Raw genomic sequence first — 15,214 nt, 5'->3', positions numbered from 1 at the left:
GGTTGTCCTGGCGCCCGGCGTGCCGCGGACGCGCCCGGCCGTATATTTCGGATCTTGTCGGGCCGGCCGACAAGATCCGAAAGAGACGGCCTGAGCCCCTCCCCGGGGGCCGGGAAGGGGCTCAGGGAGGGGCTCCGGTGCTTGCGGTCAGCTCGGGTTGGTGGGGATGACCGCGGTGCGCTCGGCGGTCGTCTTGCCGCGCAGCGCCTTGCCGAGGACTCCGGCGACGTCCTGCGGGGTGACGGCGGTCTTCTCGCCGGTGCCGCGCATGATGAGGACGCCGTCGAAGGTGTTCCCGTAGGCCGTCTTGAGGGCTTCCAGGTCGTACTTCTCGACGAGGTGGCCCTCGACGACCTGCATGCTCAGGATCTTCGGCAGGGACTTGGCGCCCAGCGGGATGGACTTGAGGCCCGCCTTGACGAGGACCGGCGCCGACATCGCGGGCTGGGCGAAGTCCTTCATGGCCCGGTCCAGTTCGGCCTGGCCGACGACCGGGTCCTTGGTGGCGACCGGGAGCGTGACCGGGGCGGCCTGGCCGGTGGCGACCATGTCGTGGAAGGCCTTGGTGACCAGGCTGACGGAGCCGTCCACGTCGAGGGTGGAGCCGGGCTTGCCGGGGACGGCGAGGGCCTTGCCGGTGTCGAAGGTGATGGTGCCCTCGGTGGCGGTGCCGGCGGTGCCGGCCAGCTCCTGGAGGGCGACCCGCAGCTTCTCCTCGTCGGTGGGCAGGACGGCCTCGGCCTTGCGCTCGCTGCCGAAGAGCGAGCCGATGACCGTGACGGGGTTGTAGTCGCTGCCCGCGGCGTTGCGGACGGTGGTCTGGCTGTCCAGGCTCAGGCCGGCCTTCTCGGGCTTCAGCTCGACCGGCTTGCCGCCGACGGTGAGCTGGAGCGGGGCGACGGCGCGGTTGCCGAAGGAGGTCTGGAGCTTGGCGACGGCCTCGTCACGGCTGCCGCTGATGTCGACGCCCTCGACGGTGGTGCCCTTGGGGACGTCGGAGTGGTTGAGGAGCAGGCCGGCTCCGTAGGCCACGCCGACCAGCACGAAGAGGGCTCCGCCGAGGAGGACCACCTTGCTGCGGCCCTTCTTGGCGGGCTTGGCCGGGGCGGGCGCCTTGGCCTTGGCCTTGTTCGCGGGCGCCGGGACGGGCGCGGGCTGCGGGTATCCGGCCGCGTCCAGCTCGGGGCCGGGCCAGCTCGGCTCCTGCGCCCCGCCCACCGGTACGGAGCCCAGCGCGGGTCCGCCGGTCGGCCCGTCGGGGCCGCGGCCGTTGGCGCTGCCGGGCCAGGCCGGGGCGGGCGGCACGGGGGCGACCAGTGCCTTGGCGACGGGACCGGTGGTGGGGCCGGAGCCGTAGTCGACGCCGGCCTGCGGCACGGGCGGTCCGGCGGGGCCGGGGCCCTGCGCGGGGCCCCCGGGGCCGCCCGTGCGGGGACCGCCGGGGCCTGCGGGCGGCGCGGGGTAGCCCGCACCCGGCCCGGTGCCGACACCGGGGCCGCCGGGCCCGCCGGGGCCGGGGCCCATCGGTGCACCGGGCCCGGGGCCCATCGGTGCGCCCGGGCGCGGGCCTGCCGGGCCCTGGGCGTAGCCCTGCTGCGCGGGCCCGTCGAAGCGCGGGCCGCCGGCCTGCGCCTGGGCGGGACCGGGGCCGGGACCTCCGGGACCGGGACCACCGGGGCCGCGACCCATCGGAGCACCGGGACCGGGGCCCATGGGCGCACCCGGGCCGGGACCCATCGGCGCGCCCGGGCCCGGGCCGAAGCCCTGCTGCGCGGGACCGTCGAAGCGGGGGCCGCCGGCCGGAGCCGGTCCGCGTCCCGGGACCGGGGCGGGAGCCTGCACCGGGGCGGGGCCGGAGCCGGCCTTGCGCGGGGCGAACCAGTTGCTGGGCATCTCCCCGCCCGGACCCGGCTCGGGCGCCACCGGCGGGGCGGCCACGGGCTCGGGCGCCGGCCCGGCCTCGGCTTCGGGCATGGCCTGGCGTACGACCACGGGCGGGATCGGCCGCGAACCCGGGATGTTGATCCGGATCCGGGTCGTCAGCTGGGTCTCCGTCTTGGGCCCGTCGGAATCGGGGGTGGACGGCTTCGCGGGCGGTGCGGTCACTGAACTCTCCTCCGGGGTGGTCGCCGCGCCCGGACCGGGGGGCACTGTCGGGTTCGGATACTGGCCTGATCCGTGCGCCGGCGTACCCGAGGGGTAGGCGGCTCCGCCGCGCCCGTTGGGCCCGGCGGACGGACTGTCAGTATCACGACTCAAAGCAGGTTCTCCCGATCGGCTCCGCCACCCGTCATAGCGTGCGCGGGCAGCTCGGCGGCCGGTCCACCATACTGGCCGCCGCCCGCACGCACCCGGTCGCCGGGAACGAAGGCTTCCCCTTGACCTCCTGCGCGCCCCCTCCGTGCCCCTTCCGAGCACCTGCCGCCAGGCCTCCGGGGGGCCGCGCACGCAGCGGCCGAGCCGCTCGTCAAGGCGTCGCGCACGTCCGACGCCGCGTCACCCGGCGTTCCTGGCGGCCGAAAGCGGCCGGTCCCCCGGGAGGCTGATCGTGGCGCACATCACAGCGAGCACCACTCCACCCAAAAGGTAGACGTACATGCTGATTCCGGACGAACCGAGCAGGAAGTCGCCCTCCGCGCGGGGCACGCCGAGGAGCACGTAGGAGAGGAACCAGCCACCCGTGGCCGCGCCGACCCCGATGCCGGTTCCCAGGGCGATCCGGGCGCCGAGGAACAGGCCGAGGAGTCCGAGGAGCGCGAGCAGCAGTCCGGCCGGGAACCACAGGTCGACGACGAGCCAGCCGGCCGTGCCCGTCAGCACCCCGGCCGCCAACAGGCCGAGCAGGGTGGCGATCCGTCCCCCGGCCCACGCGCCGGTCATGCCCGTACCCCGGCGAAGAGGTCGCGCTCGCGCTCGCCCGCCGGGACGCCCGGCTCGCCGACGACCAGCTCGTAGTACTCGTGGGTGAACAGCGGCTGCGCCAGGTCGTTGGAGAGCGCGAAGAAGGGTCCGTCCACCGCGATCTGGGTGGCATGGGCGCGCATCGCGGCGGTCTTGGCGGCCACGAACGCCTGCTCGGCGGCCTCGTCCCCGCCGATCTCGGCGGTGATGCGCTCGTCGGCCACCACGCCCGGTACGTCGTCCGGCGCGGCCGGTGCCGGGAAGGGCACCTCGCTGCCGGCCTCGCGGAGCCGGGCGAAGCCCTCCTCGACGACCGTGCGCGGGACGCGGTTCCAGTAGAGCTTCTCGATGGCGTGCGGTGCGCCGAGTTCCTGGCGGTACGCGGGTTCCGCGGCCAGTTCGGCGGCGCGGGTGGCGACGCGGTGGGCCTGGATGTGGTCGGGGTGGCCGTAGCCGCCGTCCGGGTCGTAGGTGACGAGGACCTGGGGGCGCAGTTCGCGGATCACCTCCACGAGGTACCCCGCGGCCTCGTCCACGTCGGCGGACCAGAAGGCGCCGGGCCGGTGGTTCTGTTCGGCGCCCATCATCCCGGAGTCCCGGAAGCGGCCGGGGCCGCCGAGGAACCGGTGGTCGGCGACGCCCAGTTCCCGCATGGCCTCGGCGAGCTCGCCGATGCGGTGGGCGCCGAGGGTGTCCTCGCGGTCGGCCGTCAGGTGGGCGAGGTCGGCCGGGATGACCTCGCCCTCCTCGCCGAGCGTGCAGGTCACCAGCGCGACATGGACGCCCTCGGCCGCGTACTTGGCCATGGTGACGCCGTTGTTGATCGACTCGTCGTCCGGGTGCGCGTGCACGAGCAGGAGCCGACGGGCGGGAAGACCGTTCATGGGTCTCACCCTACGAGCTGCGCAGGACCCGCCGCCCACAACCCCGCGCGGCGTCGCCCGCGCGGCCCCTGTGTGCCCGCGCTAGAACTTGAGGCCGCTGATCATGCTGGCCACGTTGGACGTCAGCTGGGAGAGCGTCGGAGCCACGGTCGAGCTCGCCAGATAGAAGCCGAGCAGTACACAGACCACTGCGTGACCCGCCTTCAGGCCCGAACGCCGGACCAGCAGGAAGACGACGACTGCCAGCAGCACCACGGCCGAGATCGATAGTGCCACGGCGTTTCACCTCCACGTCGAGCGGACATCGGGTTCGCGTACTCGCAACTCGGTGCTCGGCAGAGTCATACCCACCGTGCGCTACGGATCATAACTATCCGTACCCCGACATCGATCGATTCCGGCAGCACGAGGGGCGCACGCCGCGCACGTCCGGGGTCACAGGAGTGCCGGCCGGGGAAGCTGTACGCCTCCCCGGCCGGCTGTCGGCACCCGCACGGCCGCACGGGATCAGGCTGCACGGCCCAGATCTCGGGACAGAAACGGTCAAGTTGCCTGCGTGTAAACCGAGTTGTGGATATGCCAGGTGCCGTTCACAGCTGTGGCGAGAAATGAGCGGTCGCGGGGGCCCGCAGCTCACTCCTTGGTCGGCGGAACGACGGTCCGCTCGGATGCGAAGTGGCAGGCCGAGGGGTGGGCCGTCGGGCCGCCCGGGAGGAAGGCCGGGATCTCCAGGAGCGGGACCTCCGAAGCGCAGCGCGCCTCGGCCTTCCAGCAGCGGGTGCGGAAGCGGCAGCCCGAGGGCGGGTTCGCCGGGGAGGGGACGTCGCCGGAGAGGATGATCCGGTCGCGGCCCGCGCGGGCCTGCGGGTCGGGGACCGGAACGGCGGAGAGCAGCGCCTGGGTGTACGGGTGGGTGGGGTGGTCGTAGATCTGGGTGTCGGTGCCGATCTCGACGATCCGGCCCAGGTACATGACGCCGACCCGGTCGGAGATGTGGCGGACGATCGAGAGGTCGTGCGCGATGAACACGTAGGAGAGGTTGAACTCGTTCTGGAGGCGTTCCAGGAGGTTGACCACCTGGGCCTGGACGGAGACGTCGAGGGCGGAGACGGGCTCGTCGGCGACGATGATCTCGGGCTGGAGGGCGAGGCCGCGGGCGATGCCGATGCGCTGGCGCTGGCCGCCGGAGAACTGGTGCGGGTAGCGGTTGATGTACTCCGGGTTCAGGCCGACCACGTCCAGGAGTTCCTGGACCTTGCGGCGCCGGTCGCCCTTGGGGGCCACCTCGGGGTGGATCTCGTAGGGCTCGCCGATGATGTCGCCGACGGTCATGCGGGGGTTCAGGGAGGTGTACGGGTCCTGGAACACCATCTGGATGTTGCGCCGGACGGCCTTCAGGGCGCGGCCGGACAGCTTCGCGATGTCCTCGCCCTTGTACGTGATCGCGCCCGCCGTCGGGCGTTCGAGGTTGACCAGCATCTTGGCGACGGTGGACTTGCCGCAGCCCGACTCCCCGACGATGCCGAGGGTTTCGCCGGCCCGCAGGTCGAAGGAGACCCCGTCGACGGCCTTCACGGCGCCGACCTGCTTCCTGAACAGGACGCCCTGGGTCAGCGGGTAGTGCTTGACCAGGTCCTCCACCACGAGGATCGACTCAGCCACCGAGGCACTCCTTCCAGAAGAAGCACGCACTGGCGCGGTCCGGTCCGACCTCGGCCAGCGGCGGTACGTCGGTGCGGCAGACGGCCCGGGCCATCGGGCAGCGCGGGTTGAAGGCGCAGCCGGGCGGGATGGCGAGCAGGTTGGGCGGCAGGCCCTTGATGGCGTAGAGCTCCTGGCCCTTCTGGTCCAGGCGCGGGATGGAGTCCAGCAGGCCGCGGGTGTAGGGGTGGGCGGGGTTCCGGTAGATCTCGTGGACGGGCGCGGCCTCGACGATCCGGCCGGCGTACATGACGGCGATCTTGTCGGCGACGTCGGCGACCACGCCGAGGTCGTGGGTGATCAGGATCAGGCCCATGTTCAGTTCGCGCTGGAGCTCCGCGAGGAGGTCCATGACCTGGGCCTGGACGGTGACGTCCAGGGCGGTGGTCGGCTCGTCCGCGATGATGAGGGAGGGTTCGAGGGCCATCGCCATGGCGATCATGATGCGCTGGCGCATGCCTCCGGAGAACTGGTGCGGGTAGTCCCCCACCCGCTCGCGGGCCGCCGGGATCTTCACCCGGTCCATCAGCTCGACGGCCTTGTTCCGGGCGTCCTTGCGGGACATCCCGCGGTGGACCTCGTACATCTCGCCGAGCTGCGCGCCGACGCTCAGGACCGGGTTGAGGGAGGACAGGGCGTCCTGGAAGATCATCGCCATCTCGTTGCCGCGGACCTTCCTGCGCTCCTCCTCCTTCATCTTCAGCAGGTCTTTGCCCTTGAAGAGGATCTCGCCGCCCGCGATGCGGCCCGGCGGCATGTCGAGGATGCCCATGACGGCCTGGGCGGTCACCGACTTGCCGGAGCCGGACTCTCCGAGCACGGCGAGGGTCTCGCCTTCGGCCACGGAGTAGTTGACCCCGTTGACGGCCTTGGCGACTCCGTCCCGCGTCTTGAATTCCACGTGCAGATCGCGCACTTCGAGCAGCATGTGCGGGGCTCCTCAGCGCAGCTTGGGGTCGAGGGCGTCGCGCACCGCGTCGCCGAGCATGATGAACGCGAGCACGGTGATGCTGAGCGCGCCCGCCGGGTAGAGCAGCATGTGCGGGGCGTTGCGGATCTGGGAGGCGGCGTTGGAGATGTCGATGCCCCAGGAGACCGTCGGCGGGCGCAGGCCCACGCCGAGGAAGGACAGGGTGGCTTCCAGGGCGATGTAGGTGCCGAGCGCGATGGTGGCGACCACGATGACGGGTGCGATGGCGTTGGGCGCCACGTGCCGCAGCAGCATCCGGCCGTTGCCGGCGCCGAGCGCCCGCGCGGCCTGGACGTAGTCGTTCTGTTTGGCGGTGATGACCGAGCCGCGGGCGATGCGGGCCAGTTGGGGCCAGCCGAGCAGCACGATGAAGCCGACGACGGGCCAGACGGTGGTGCTGGTGACCACGGACAGGAAGACCAGGCCGCCGAGGACCACGGGGATGCCGAAGAAGATGTCGGCGACCCGGGAGAGCAGTGCGTCGCCCCAGCCGCCGAAGAACCCGGCGAGCCCGCCGAGCGCGGAGCCGAGGAGGGCCGCGCCGAGGGTGGCGCAGATGCCCACGGTGATGGAGGCGCGGGCCCCGTAGACGGTGCGGGTGTACACGTCGCAGCCCTGGGTGTCGTAGCCGAAGGGGTGGCCCGGGGAGGAGCCCTGCTGCGATTTGGACAGGTCGCACTGGAGTGGGTCGCCGCTGGCGATGAGCTGGGGCCAGATGGAGATGACCACGAGGAAGAGGATCAGGAGCGTGGAGACGAGGAAGACGGGGTTGCGGCGCAGCTGGTGCCAGGCGTCGGACCACAGGGAGCGGGCCTTCTCCTGGGGGCCGGCGGGGGCTCCCCCGAGCTCCTTCTCCAGTGACTCCCCCTCTTCCAGGGCGAGATCCATGGCGCCCCCTTGGCCGGTGGGGGACATCGCCTCGTGGGGGCCGGGGCCCAGCGGATCGTAGGCGGCGTGCTCGGGGTCGGGCTCAGGCATAACGGATCCTCGGGTCCAGGACCGCGTAGAGCAGGTCGACGAGCAGGTTCGCCAGCAGGAAGACGATCACGAGGATGGTCACGAAGCCGACCACCGTCGGGGAGTTGTTGCGCAGGATGCCCTGGTAGAGCTGGTAGCCGACCCCGTGGATGTTGAAGATCCGCTCGGTGACGATGGCTCCGCCCATCAGGGCGCCGATGTCGGTGCCGATGAAGGTGACCACGGGGATCAGCGAGTTGCGCAGCAGGTGGCGGGTGACGACCCGGCGCCGGGGCAGGCCCTTGGCCACGGCGGTGCGGACGTAGTCGGCCTTGACGTTCTCGGCGATGGAGGTCCGGGTGAGCCGGGTGACGTAGGCGAGGGAGACCAGCGCGAGCACGATGCCGGGCAGGATCAGCTCGCTGAAGGGGGCGTCCGGGGAGACGGTGGGCCGCACCCAGCCCCATTTGACGCCGAAGAGGAACTGGAGCAGGTAGCCCGTCACGAAGGTGGGCACCGAGATCACCACGAGGGTGAGGACGAGCACGCTGGTGTCGATGGACTTGCCGCGCTTGAGTCCGCTGATCACGCCGAGGGTGATGCCGACGACGATCTCGATGGCGATCGCGACGATGGTCAGGCGCAGGGTCACCGGGAAGGCGGAGGCCATGAGTTCGGTGACCTTCTGGCCGTTGAACGCGGTGCCGAAGTCACCCTGGAAGATCTGCCCCATGTAGTGCAGGTACTGCTTCCACAGGGGCTGGTCGAGGTAGAGGTCCTTGCGGATGCGCGCGGCGGTGGCCGGGTCGGGGGCCTTGTCTCCGAAGAGGGCGGCGACCGGGTCACCGAGCGCGTACACCATGAAGAAGATCAGGAACGTGCTGCCGATGAACACGGGGATCATCTGGAGCAGTCGCCGGATCACATAACGTCCCATGGACTGCTCCAGGTTCGATCCGTTGGCGGGTCAGCTGACCTTGATCTGGTCGTACACCGGGACGCTGAACTGGTTGAGCGCCACCTCCGAGATGCGCTCCGAGTGGCCCGCGCTGCCGTTCTGGTACCAGAGCGGGATCGACGGCATCTGGGCCGCGAGGATCTTCTCGGACTCCTGGAACTTGGCGGTCGCCTTGGCGGCGTCGGTCTCCCGGTTGGCCTCGTCGACGAGCTTGTCGAACTCCGGGTTGCTGAACTTGCCGTAGTTCGAGGAGGCGCCGGTGTAGTACAGCGGCTCCAGGAAGTTCTGGATGAGCGGGTAGTCGGCCTGCCAGCCGGAGCGGAAGGGGCCGGTCAGCTTGAAGCTGCTCTGCTGGTTCCTGAAGTCGGCGAAGGTGCCGACGGGGTTCACGGTGCAGACCGGGCCCTCGCCCAGGGCGTTGTTGACGCTGTTGCAGACGGCGTCCATCCAGTCGCGGTGCGAGCCGGTGTCCACGTTGGAGGTCAGGGTGACCTTGCCGCCGGGCAGTCCGCCGGCCTCCTGGATGAGCTTCTTGGCCTCGGCGGGGTTGAAGGAGCAGGCCTCGCCGCAGGCGGTGGCGGAGAAGCCGCCCTTGTCGCCGAGGGCCGGGGAGGTCCAGTCCTTGGCCGGGGTGCGGGTCTCGCGGAAGATCTGCTTGGTGATCTCGTCGCGGTTGATCGCCATGGAGATGCCGCGGCGGACCTTCTCCATGCCCTCCTTGCTCCACTGCGGGTCGTACAGCGGGAAGGTGAGGGTCTGGATGATCAGGGCCGGCTGGTTGATGTAGCGGTCGCCGAGGTCGTTCGCGACGTTCTTCAGCTGCTGGGCCGGGATGTCGTCGACCAGGTCGAGGTTGCCGGAGATCAGGTCGGTGTAGGCGGTGTTGTTGTCGGTGTAGACCTTCAGGTCCACTCCGCCGTTGACCGCCTTGTCCTCGCCCGCGTAGGCGTCCCACTTGCGCAGCTTCATGCCGGTGCCCTTGGTGTACGAGTCCACCGTGTAGGGACCGTTGCCGACGGGCTTCTTCAGCCAGGCCTCGTGGTCGGTGAAGAAGGTCTTGGGCAGGGGGGAGAACGCCTGGTAGCCGAGGGTCTCGGGCCAGGTGGAGAACTTCTCCTTGAGGGCCACCGTGAAGGTCTTGGGGTCCTTGACGACCAGGCCGGACATGGTCTTGGCCTTGGGGTCGCCCTTCTCGGGGTGGACGTCCGCGTAGCCGACGATGTCGGAGAAGAACGGCGAGTTGTTCTGCTTCTTGGTGACGTCGGCGCCGTAGTTCCAGGCGTCCACGAAGGACTGCGCGGTGACGGGCTCGTCGTTGCTGAACTTCCAGCCGTCCTTCAGCGTGATCGTGAAGTTCTGGCTGTCGGTGGTCTCGATCTTCTCGGCGAGGAAGTTCTTCGCCTCGCCGGTCTTGGGGTCGTACCGCTTGAGCCCCCGGAAGATCATGTCGAGGACCTTGCCACCCTGGACCTCGTTGGTGTTGGCGGGCTCCAGCGGGTTCTGCGGGTCACCCCACGAGGAGCTGACGATTCCCGTCTCGCCGCCTCCGCCGCTGTCGCTTCCGCCGCCGCAGGCGGTCGCCGCGAGGGCGACGGCCGTCGCACATGCGGCCCACTTGGCGTGGGTGGCTCCGCGCATGGAGTGCCTCCTCATGGATCCCAAGACTCACTTAGGGGCCAATGTCACCCTATGTGGGGTCCCGCACACTCCCCGTTGGACCGATTGCACCCTCGCGCCGCCCGGCTGTCACCCCTGCGAGTGCACGGCGGACCGCCGCAGCGTCAGCTCCCAGGTGTCCACCGCGTGGTGCGTCCGCATGCCGTGCGCCTCGTACAGCCGCAGCGCCCCGGTCGTGTTGGCGGTGTCCACGCCGAGGCCCACGGTGGCGCGGCCGCGGGCGGCGTAGGCGGCGAAGCAGTGGCGCAGCAGGAAGGCGCCGACGCCCCGGCCGCGGGCCTGCGCGCGTACGCCGAGGTGGCTGAGCCAGCCCATGCTGGTGCGGTCGTCGCGGGTGAGCAAGACCCCGGCGTCGCCCAGTCCGGGCAGGCTCGCGATCCACACCAGCGACCAGTCCAGGCTCCGGCCGTCGATGTGGTCCAGCCAGGGCTCGTACGGGCGCTCCACGTGCCCGAAGTGGTCCGCGAAGGTCTCCTCGATCAGGGCGTGGGCGCGCCGGCGCTCGCTCTCGTCACCGTCGCAGGGGCGGAGGGTGAGTCCGGCGGGCGGGGCCGGGGGCGTGTCGGCCGGGCCCAGCGGGCGGGTCAGCACCCGGTGGCTGCGCACCGTGCGGTAGCCGCGGCCGGGCAGCAGGCCGGGGTCGAGGGTGCGGCCGCCGCTCGGCGCGAGCCACAGGAAGGCGTGCGGGGCTCCGGCGGTGAGTTCGCGGGCCCTGGCCTCGACCCGTTCCAGCAGCCGGACGGCGGCCTCTCGGCGGCCCGGCAGGACCCGGAAGTGGCAGTCGGCCCGGCCGGGGCCGGAGTCGGCCCACACGAGGGCGTAGCCGAGGAGCCGGCCGTTCTGGAAGGCGAGGAAGGAGTCCGCCTCCAAGTCGACGTCGGGGTGGTGCAGATCGGCCTCGACGGCGCCGAGGTCGGTCTCCGGGCGGCCGATCTCGATCCGGTCGATGGTGTTGAGGAGCCCGCAGATGTCCGCGGTGTCGGAGGGCCCCGCGGGCCGGACGGTGAGCATGCGGGCCATCAGACCACGGCGGCGGTCGGGAGGACGTCAGAGGGCGTCGGGGGAAACGGCAGGGCGCCCGCCGCCGGAGTGGATCCGGTGACGGGCGCCCTGGGGTGTCGCTTCGGGGAGGTCAGACGGCCAGGATGGCCTTCTCCTCGGCGAAGTGGCAGGCGGACTCGTGCGAGGCCGGCGACTTGACTGCCTGGAACCGCTCCGGGATGGCGAGCAGCGGCTCCTCCACGGAGCACTTCTCCTCGGCCTTCCAGCAGCGGGTGCGGAAGCGGCAGCCCGACGGCGGGTTGGCCGGCGAGGGGACGTCACCGGTGAGGATGATCCGCTCGCGGCCCTCGCGGGCGGCCGGGTCCGGCACCGGCACCGCGGAGAGCAGCGCCTGGGTGTACGGGTGGGTCGGGTGCTCGTAGATCTGCTCGTCGGTGCCGATCTCGGCCATCTTGCCGAGGTACATGACGCCGACGCGGTCCGAGATGTGCCGGACGATCGACAGGTCGTGCGCGATGAAGATGTAGGAGAGGTTGAACTCCTCCTGCAGCTTCTCCATCAGGTTGATGACCTGGGCCTGCACCGATACGTCGAGCGCGGAGACCGGCTCGTCGCAGATGATGATCTCCGGGTTGAGCGCGAGGCCGCGGGCGATGCCGATGCGCTGGCGCTGGCCGCCGGAGAACTGGTGCGGGTACCGGTTGATGTACTCGGGGTTGAGACCGACCACGTCCAGGAGCTCCTGCACCTTGCGGCGCCGGTCGCTCTTGGGGGCCACCTCGGGGTGGATGTCGTAGGTCTCGCCGATGATGTCGCCGACCGTCATGCGCGGGTTCAGCGAGGTGTACGGGTCCTGGAACACCATCTGGATGTTGCGCCGGACGGCCTTCAGGGCGCGGCCGGACAGCTTGGTGATGTCCTGGCCCTTGTAGAAGACCTCGCCGGCGGTGGCGCGCTCCAGGTTCATCAGCAGCTTGGCGACGGTGGACTTGCCACAGCCGGACTCGCCGACGATGCCCAGGGTCTCGCCCTGGTACAGGTCGAAGGAGATCCCGTCGACGGCCTTGACGGCGCCGACCTGCTTCTTGAACAGGATTCCCTGGGTCAGCGGGAAGTGCTTGACCAGGCCGCGGACCTGAAGGATCGGCTCCCGTGCGGGGGCGTTGGTGGGCTCAGCCATGGAGCTGCTCCTTCCAGAAGTGGCAGGCGCTGTGACGGCCGGCCAGCTCGCTGCCGTCCTGCTCGGTGACGGGCTGCAGGGCGGGGATCTCGGACCGGCAGATGTCCTGCGCGGCGATGCAGCGCGGACTGAACGAGCAGCCGGTGGGCAGGCGCAGCAGGTTCGGCGGCAGGCCCTTGATCGCGAAGAGCTCCTGGCCCTTCTGGTCCAGGCGCGGGATCGAGTCCAGCAGGCCCCGGGTGTACGGGTGCGCCGGGCGCTTGTAGATCTCGTGGACCGGAGCGGTCTCGACGATCCGGCCGGCGTACATGACCGCGATCTTGTCCGCGACGTCGGCGACCACGCCGAGGTCGTGGGTGATCAGGATCAGGCCCATGTTGAGCTCGCGCTGGAGCTCCGCGAGGAGGTCCATGACCTGGGCCTGGACGGTGACGTCCAGGGCGGTGGTCGGCTCGTCCGCGATGATCAGGTCGGGCTCCAGCGCGATCGCCATGGCGATCATGATGCGCTGGCGCATACCGCCGGAGAAGTGGTGCGGGTAGTCGTCGACCCGCTCCTTCGCTGCCGGGATCTTGACCTTCTCCATCAGCTCGATGGCCTTGAGCCGGGCGTCCTTCTTCGACATGCCCTCGTGGACGCGGAACATCTCGCCCAGCTGGTAGCCGACGGTGAGCACCGGGTTCAGGGAGGACAGGGCGTCCTGGAAGATCATGGCGATCTTCCGGCCGCGCAGCTTGCGCCGCTCCTCGAAGCTCATCTTGAGCATGTCCTGGCCGCGGAAGAGGATCTCGCCCTGCGGGATCTTGCCGGGGGGCATGTCGAGGATGCCCATGATGGCCTGCGCCGTCACGGACTTGCCGGAGCCGGACTCGCCGAGGACGGCGAGGGTCTCGCCGGCGCTCACCGAGTAGTTGACGCCGTTGACTGCCTTGGCCACACCGTCGCGGGTGTGGAACTCGACGTGCAGGTCGCGCACTTCGAGGAGCGGCGTCTGCGGGTCCCCGTCACGCGGGGAGGGAAGGCTGGAGGTGTTGTCCATGGTGATCACTTACGCCCTCCTCAGCGCAGCTTGGGGTCGAGGGCGTTGCGGACCGCTTCGCCGAGCATGATGAAGGCGAGGACGGTGATGCTGAGCATGATCGAGGGGTACAGCAGGATGTGCTGGGCCACTCGGATCTGCGAAGCACCGGCGGAGATGTCCACGCCCCACGAGATGGTCGGGGAAGCGAGGCCGAGACCCAGGTAGGACAGGGTCGCCTCGGCCGCGATGTAACCGCCGAGCGCGATCGTGGAGACCACGATCACCGGGGCCATGGCGTTCGGCAGGATGTGCCGGAACAGGATCCGGCTGGTGCCGGCGCCCAGCGCCTTGGCGGCGTGCACGTAGTCCGCCTGCTTCACGGTGATGACCGCTCCGCGCATGACGCGGTTGATCTGCGTCCAGCCGAGGAAGGCCAGGGCGAAGACGACCGTCCACACGGTGCGCTCGGTGAAGGCCTGGAGGACGACCATCGCGCCGAGCAGGAAGGGGATGCCGAAGAAGATGTCGGTGATGCGCGACATGATCGCGTCGGTGATGCCGCCGAAGTAGCCGGCGATCATTCCGGTGATCCCGCCGAGCACGGTGACGATCGCGGTCACGGAGACGGCGACGATGACCGAGGCGCGGGTGCCGTAGATGACGCGCGCGTAGACGCTGCGTCCCTGGCCGTCCCAGCCGAGCCACTCGGGGGAACCGACGGCGCCCAGGTCCGGCTTGCCCAGGAAGTGGTGGACCAGGTCGCCCTTGGTGGGGTCGATGCTGGTGAACCAGCCCGGGAAGGCGGCGATCACGAGGAGTACGAAGATCAGCGCCGAGGAGACGACGAAGTACGGGTTGCGACGGAGGTCGGCCCAGGCGTCGCCCCAGAGGCTGCGGGCCTTCTCGGCCTTCACCGGCTCCACCGGGGCGCCGGGCGCCGCGGTGGTCTCGGCCGCCACGATGTCGGTCTTGGTCAGATCAGGCATACCGGATCCTCGGGTCCATGACCGCGTAGAGGAGGTCGACGAGCAGGCTGGCTATCAGGTAGACGACGACCAGGACGGTGACGACACCGACCACGGTCAGTCCTTCGCGGCGGACGACCGATTCGTAGATCAGACCGCCGACGCCCTTGACGTTGAAGATGCCCTCGGTGACGACGGCGCCGCCCATCAGGGCACCGATGTCGGTGCCGAGGAAGGTGACGACCGGGATCATCGAGTTGCGCATGAGGTGCACACCGATGACGCGTCGCTTGGGCAGGCCCTTGGCGACGGCGGTGCGCACGTAGTCGGCGCGCAGGTTCTCGGCCATCGAGGTGCGGGTCAGGCGGGCCACGTAGGCGAGCGAGAGCGATCCCAGCACGATCGCCGGCGCGAGCAGCTCGCCCCAGGTCTCGTTGATGCTGACGTTCGGCGAGATCCAGCCGAGCTGGAAGGCGAACACCGACTTCACGATGAAGCCGAGGACGAACACCGGCATCGAGATGATCAGCAGGGTGAGGATCAGGATCAGGTTGTCGGCCAGTTTGCCGGCCTTGAGGCCGGCGACGATCCCGAGGGTCAGGCCCAGGACGATCTCGATCGCGAACGCCAGGAAGGCCAGGCGCAGGGTGACCGGGAAGGCGGCACCGATCACTTCGGTGATCTCACGTCCGCTGCGGATCTGGGATCCGAAGTCGAAGTGGAACAGGATGCCGGATATGTAGTTCCAGTACTGCTGCCAGATCGGCAGGTCCAGACCGTGCTGGTGACGCAGGGCGGCCAGGGTGGCCGGGTCGGTGCCCTTGTCCCCGAACAGTCCGGCCACGGGGTCGCCGGGCAGGCTGTACACCATAAAGAAGATGAGCAGGGTCGTCCCGAAGAAGACCGGGATCATCTGGAGCAGTCGTCGTGCGACATAGCGCCCCATCATGCCTCCGTAGAAGATGCGGCAGGCGCAGCCGGACGGGCCCTTTCGCCAC

The 15,214-nt window shown here is 70.3% G+C and carries 14 protein-coding genes; all 14 read right to left on the bottom strand.

The window, feature by feature from the left end:
• Positions 1-147: 147 nt before the first annotated feature.
• Entirely contained in the window at positions 148-2,106 is a 1,959-nt protein-coding gene (locus tag ACFWNV_RS24615) for a hypothetical protein (protein WP_383950906.1), read from the bottom strand.
• A 390-nt stretch (positions 2,107-2,496) separates the two neighbouring features.
• On the bottom strand, positions 2,497-2,880 hold the full coding sequence (locus tag ACFWNV_RS24610; protein WP_383950903.1) for a DUF6113 family protein: 384 nt from the start codon (positions 2,878-2,880) through the stop codon (positions 2,497-2,499).
• Positions 2,877-3,785, bottom strand: a complete 909-nt coding sequence (gene mshB, locus ACFWNV_RS24605) for an N-acetyl-1-D-myo-inositol-2-amino-2-deoxy-alpha-D-glucopyranoside deacetylase (protein WP_383950900.1) — start codon at positions 3,783-3,785, stop codon at positions 2,877-2,879. The genes ACFWNV_RS24610 and mshB overlap by 4 nt, the downstream gene beginning before the upstream one ends.
• Positions 3,786-3,866: 81 nt before the next feature.
• On the bottom strand, positions 3,867-4,061 hold the full coding sequence (locus tag ACFWNV_RS24600; RefSeq protein ID WP_266904827.1) for a hypothetical protein: 195 nt from the start codon (positions 4,059-4,061) through the stop codon (positions 3,867-3,869).
• Positions 4,062-4,418: 357 nt separating this feature from the next.
• Positions 4,419-5,447, bottom strand: a complete 1,029-nt coding sequence (locus tag ACFWNV_RS24595) for an ABC transporter ATP-binding protein (protein ID WP_383950896.1) — start codon at positions 5,445-5,447, stop codon at positions 4,419-4,421.
• A complete protein-coding gene (locus ACFWNV_RS24590; protein ID WP_327304766.1) occupies positions 5,440-6,414 on the bottom strand; it encodes an ABC transporter ATP-binding protein in 975 nt (324 codons plus the stop codon). The genes ACFWNV_RS24595 and ACFWNV_RS24590 overlap by 8 nt, the downstream gene beginning before the upstream one ends.
• Before the next feature lie 12 nt (positions 6,415-6,426).
• Positions 6,427-7,434 carry an ABC transporter permease gene (locus ACFWNV_RS24585; protein WP_383950893.1) on the bottom strand — a complete coding sequence of 336 codons (1,008 nt, stop codon included), beginning with the start codon at positions 7,432-7,434 and terminating at the stop codon, positions 6,427-6,429.
• Positions 7,427-8,350, bottom strand: coding sequence for an ABC transporter permease (locus tag ACFWNV_RS24580; RefSeq protein ID WP_383950890.1), 924 nt, complete (start codon positions 8,348-8,350; stop codon positions 7,427-7,429). Before ACFWNV_RS24580 ends, ACFWNV_RS24585 begins: the two co-directional genes overlap by 8 nt.
• Positions 8,351-8,380: 30 nt before the next feature.
• A complete protein-coding gene (locus ACFWNV_RS24575) occupies positions 8,381-10,009 on the bottom strand; it encodes an ABC transporter substrate-binding protein (protein WP_383950887.1) in 1,629 nt (542 codons plus the stop codon).
• A 108-nt stretch (positions 10,010-10,117) separates the two neighbouring features.
• Entirely contained in the window at positions 10,118-11,059 is a 942-nt protein-coding gene (locus ACFWNV_RS24570) for a GNAT family N-acetyltransferase (protein ID WP_383950884.1), read from the bottom strand.
• A 121-nt stretch (positions 11,060-11,180) separates the two neighbouring features.
• On the bottom strand, positions 11,181-12,230 hold the full coding sequence (locus ACFWNV_RS24565) for an ABC transporter ATP-binding protein (RefSeq protein ID WP_383950882.1): 1,050 nt from the start codon (positions 12,228-12,230) through the stop codon (positions 11,181-11,183).
• Entirely contained in the window at positions 12,223-13,269 is a 1,047-nt protein-coding gene (locus tag ACFWNV_RS24560; RefSeq protein WP_383950918.1) for an ABC transporter ATP-binding protein, read from the bottom strand. Before ACFWNV_RS24560 ends, ACFWNV_RS24565 begins: the two co-directional genes overlap by 8 nt.
• 20 nt (positions 13,270-13,289) lie before the next feature.
• The gene (locus tag ACFWNV_RS24555; protein WP_383950879.1) at positions 13,290-14,237 is read right to left on the bottom strand and encodes an ABC transporter permease; all 948 of its coding nucleotides are present in this window, start codon (positions 14,235-14,237) and stop codon (positions 13,290-13,292) included.
• Complete coding sequence (locus tag ACFWNV_RS24550; RefSeq protein ID WP_383950915.1) at positions 14,230-15,162, bottom strand: ABC transporter permease; 933 nt, start codon at positions 15,160-15,162, stop codon at positions 14,230-14,232. Before ACFWNV_RS24550 ends, ACFWNV_RS24555 begins: the two co-directional genes overlap by 8 nt.
• Positions 15,163-15,214: the final 52 nt, after the last annotated feature.

Origin of the sequence: Streptomyces sp. NPDC058401, from assembly GCF_042722885.1 — a bacterium.
Classification (GTDB): domain Bacteria; phylum Actinomycetota; class Actinomycetes; order Streptomycetales; family Streptomycetaceae; genus Streptomyces.
This window is presented reverse-complemented; position numbering and strand designations above follow the sequence as displayed.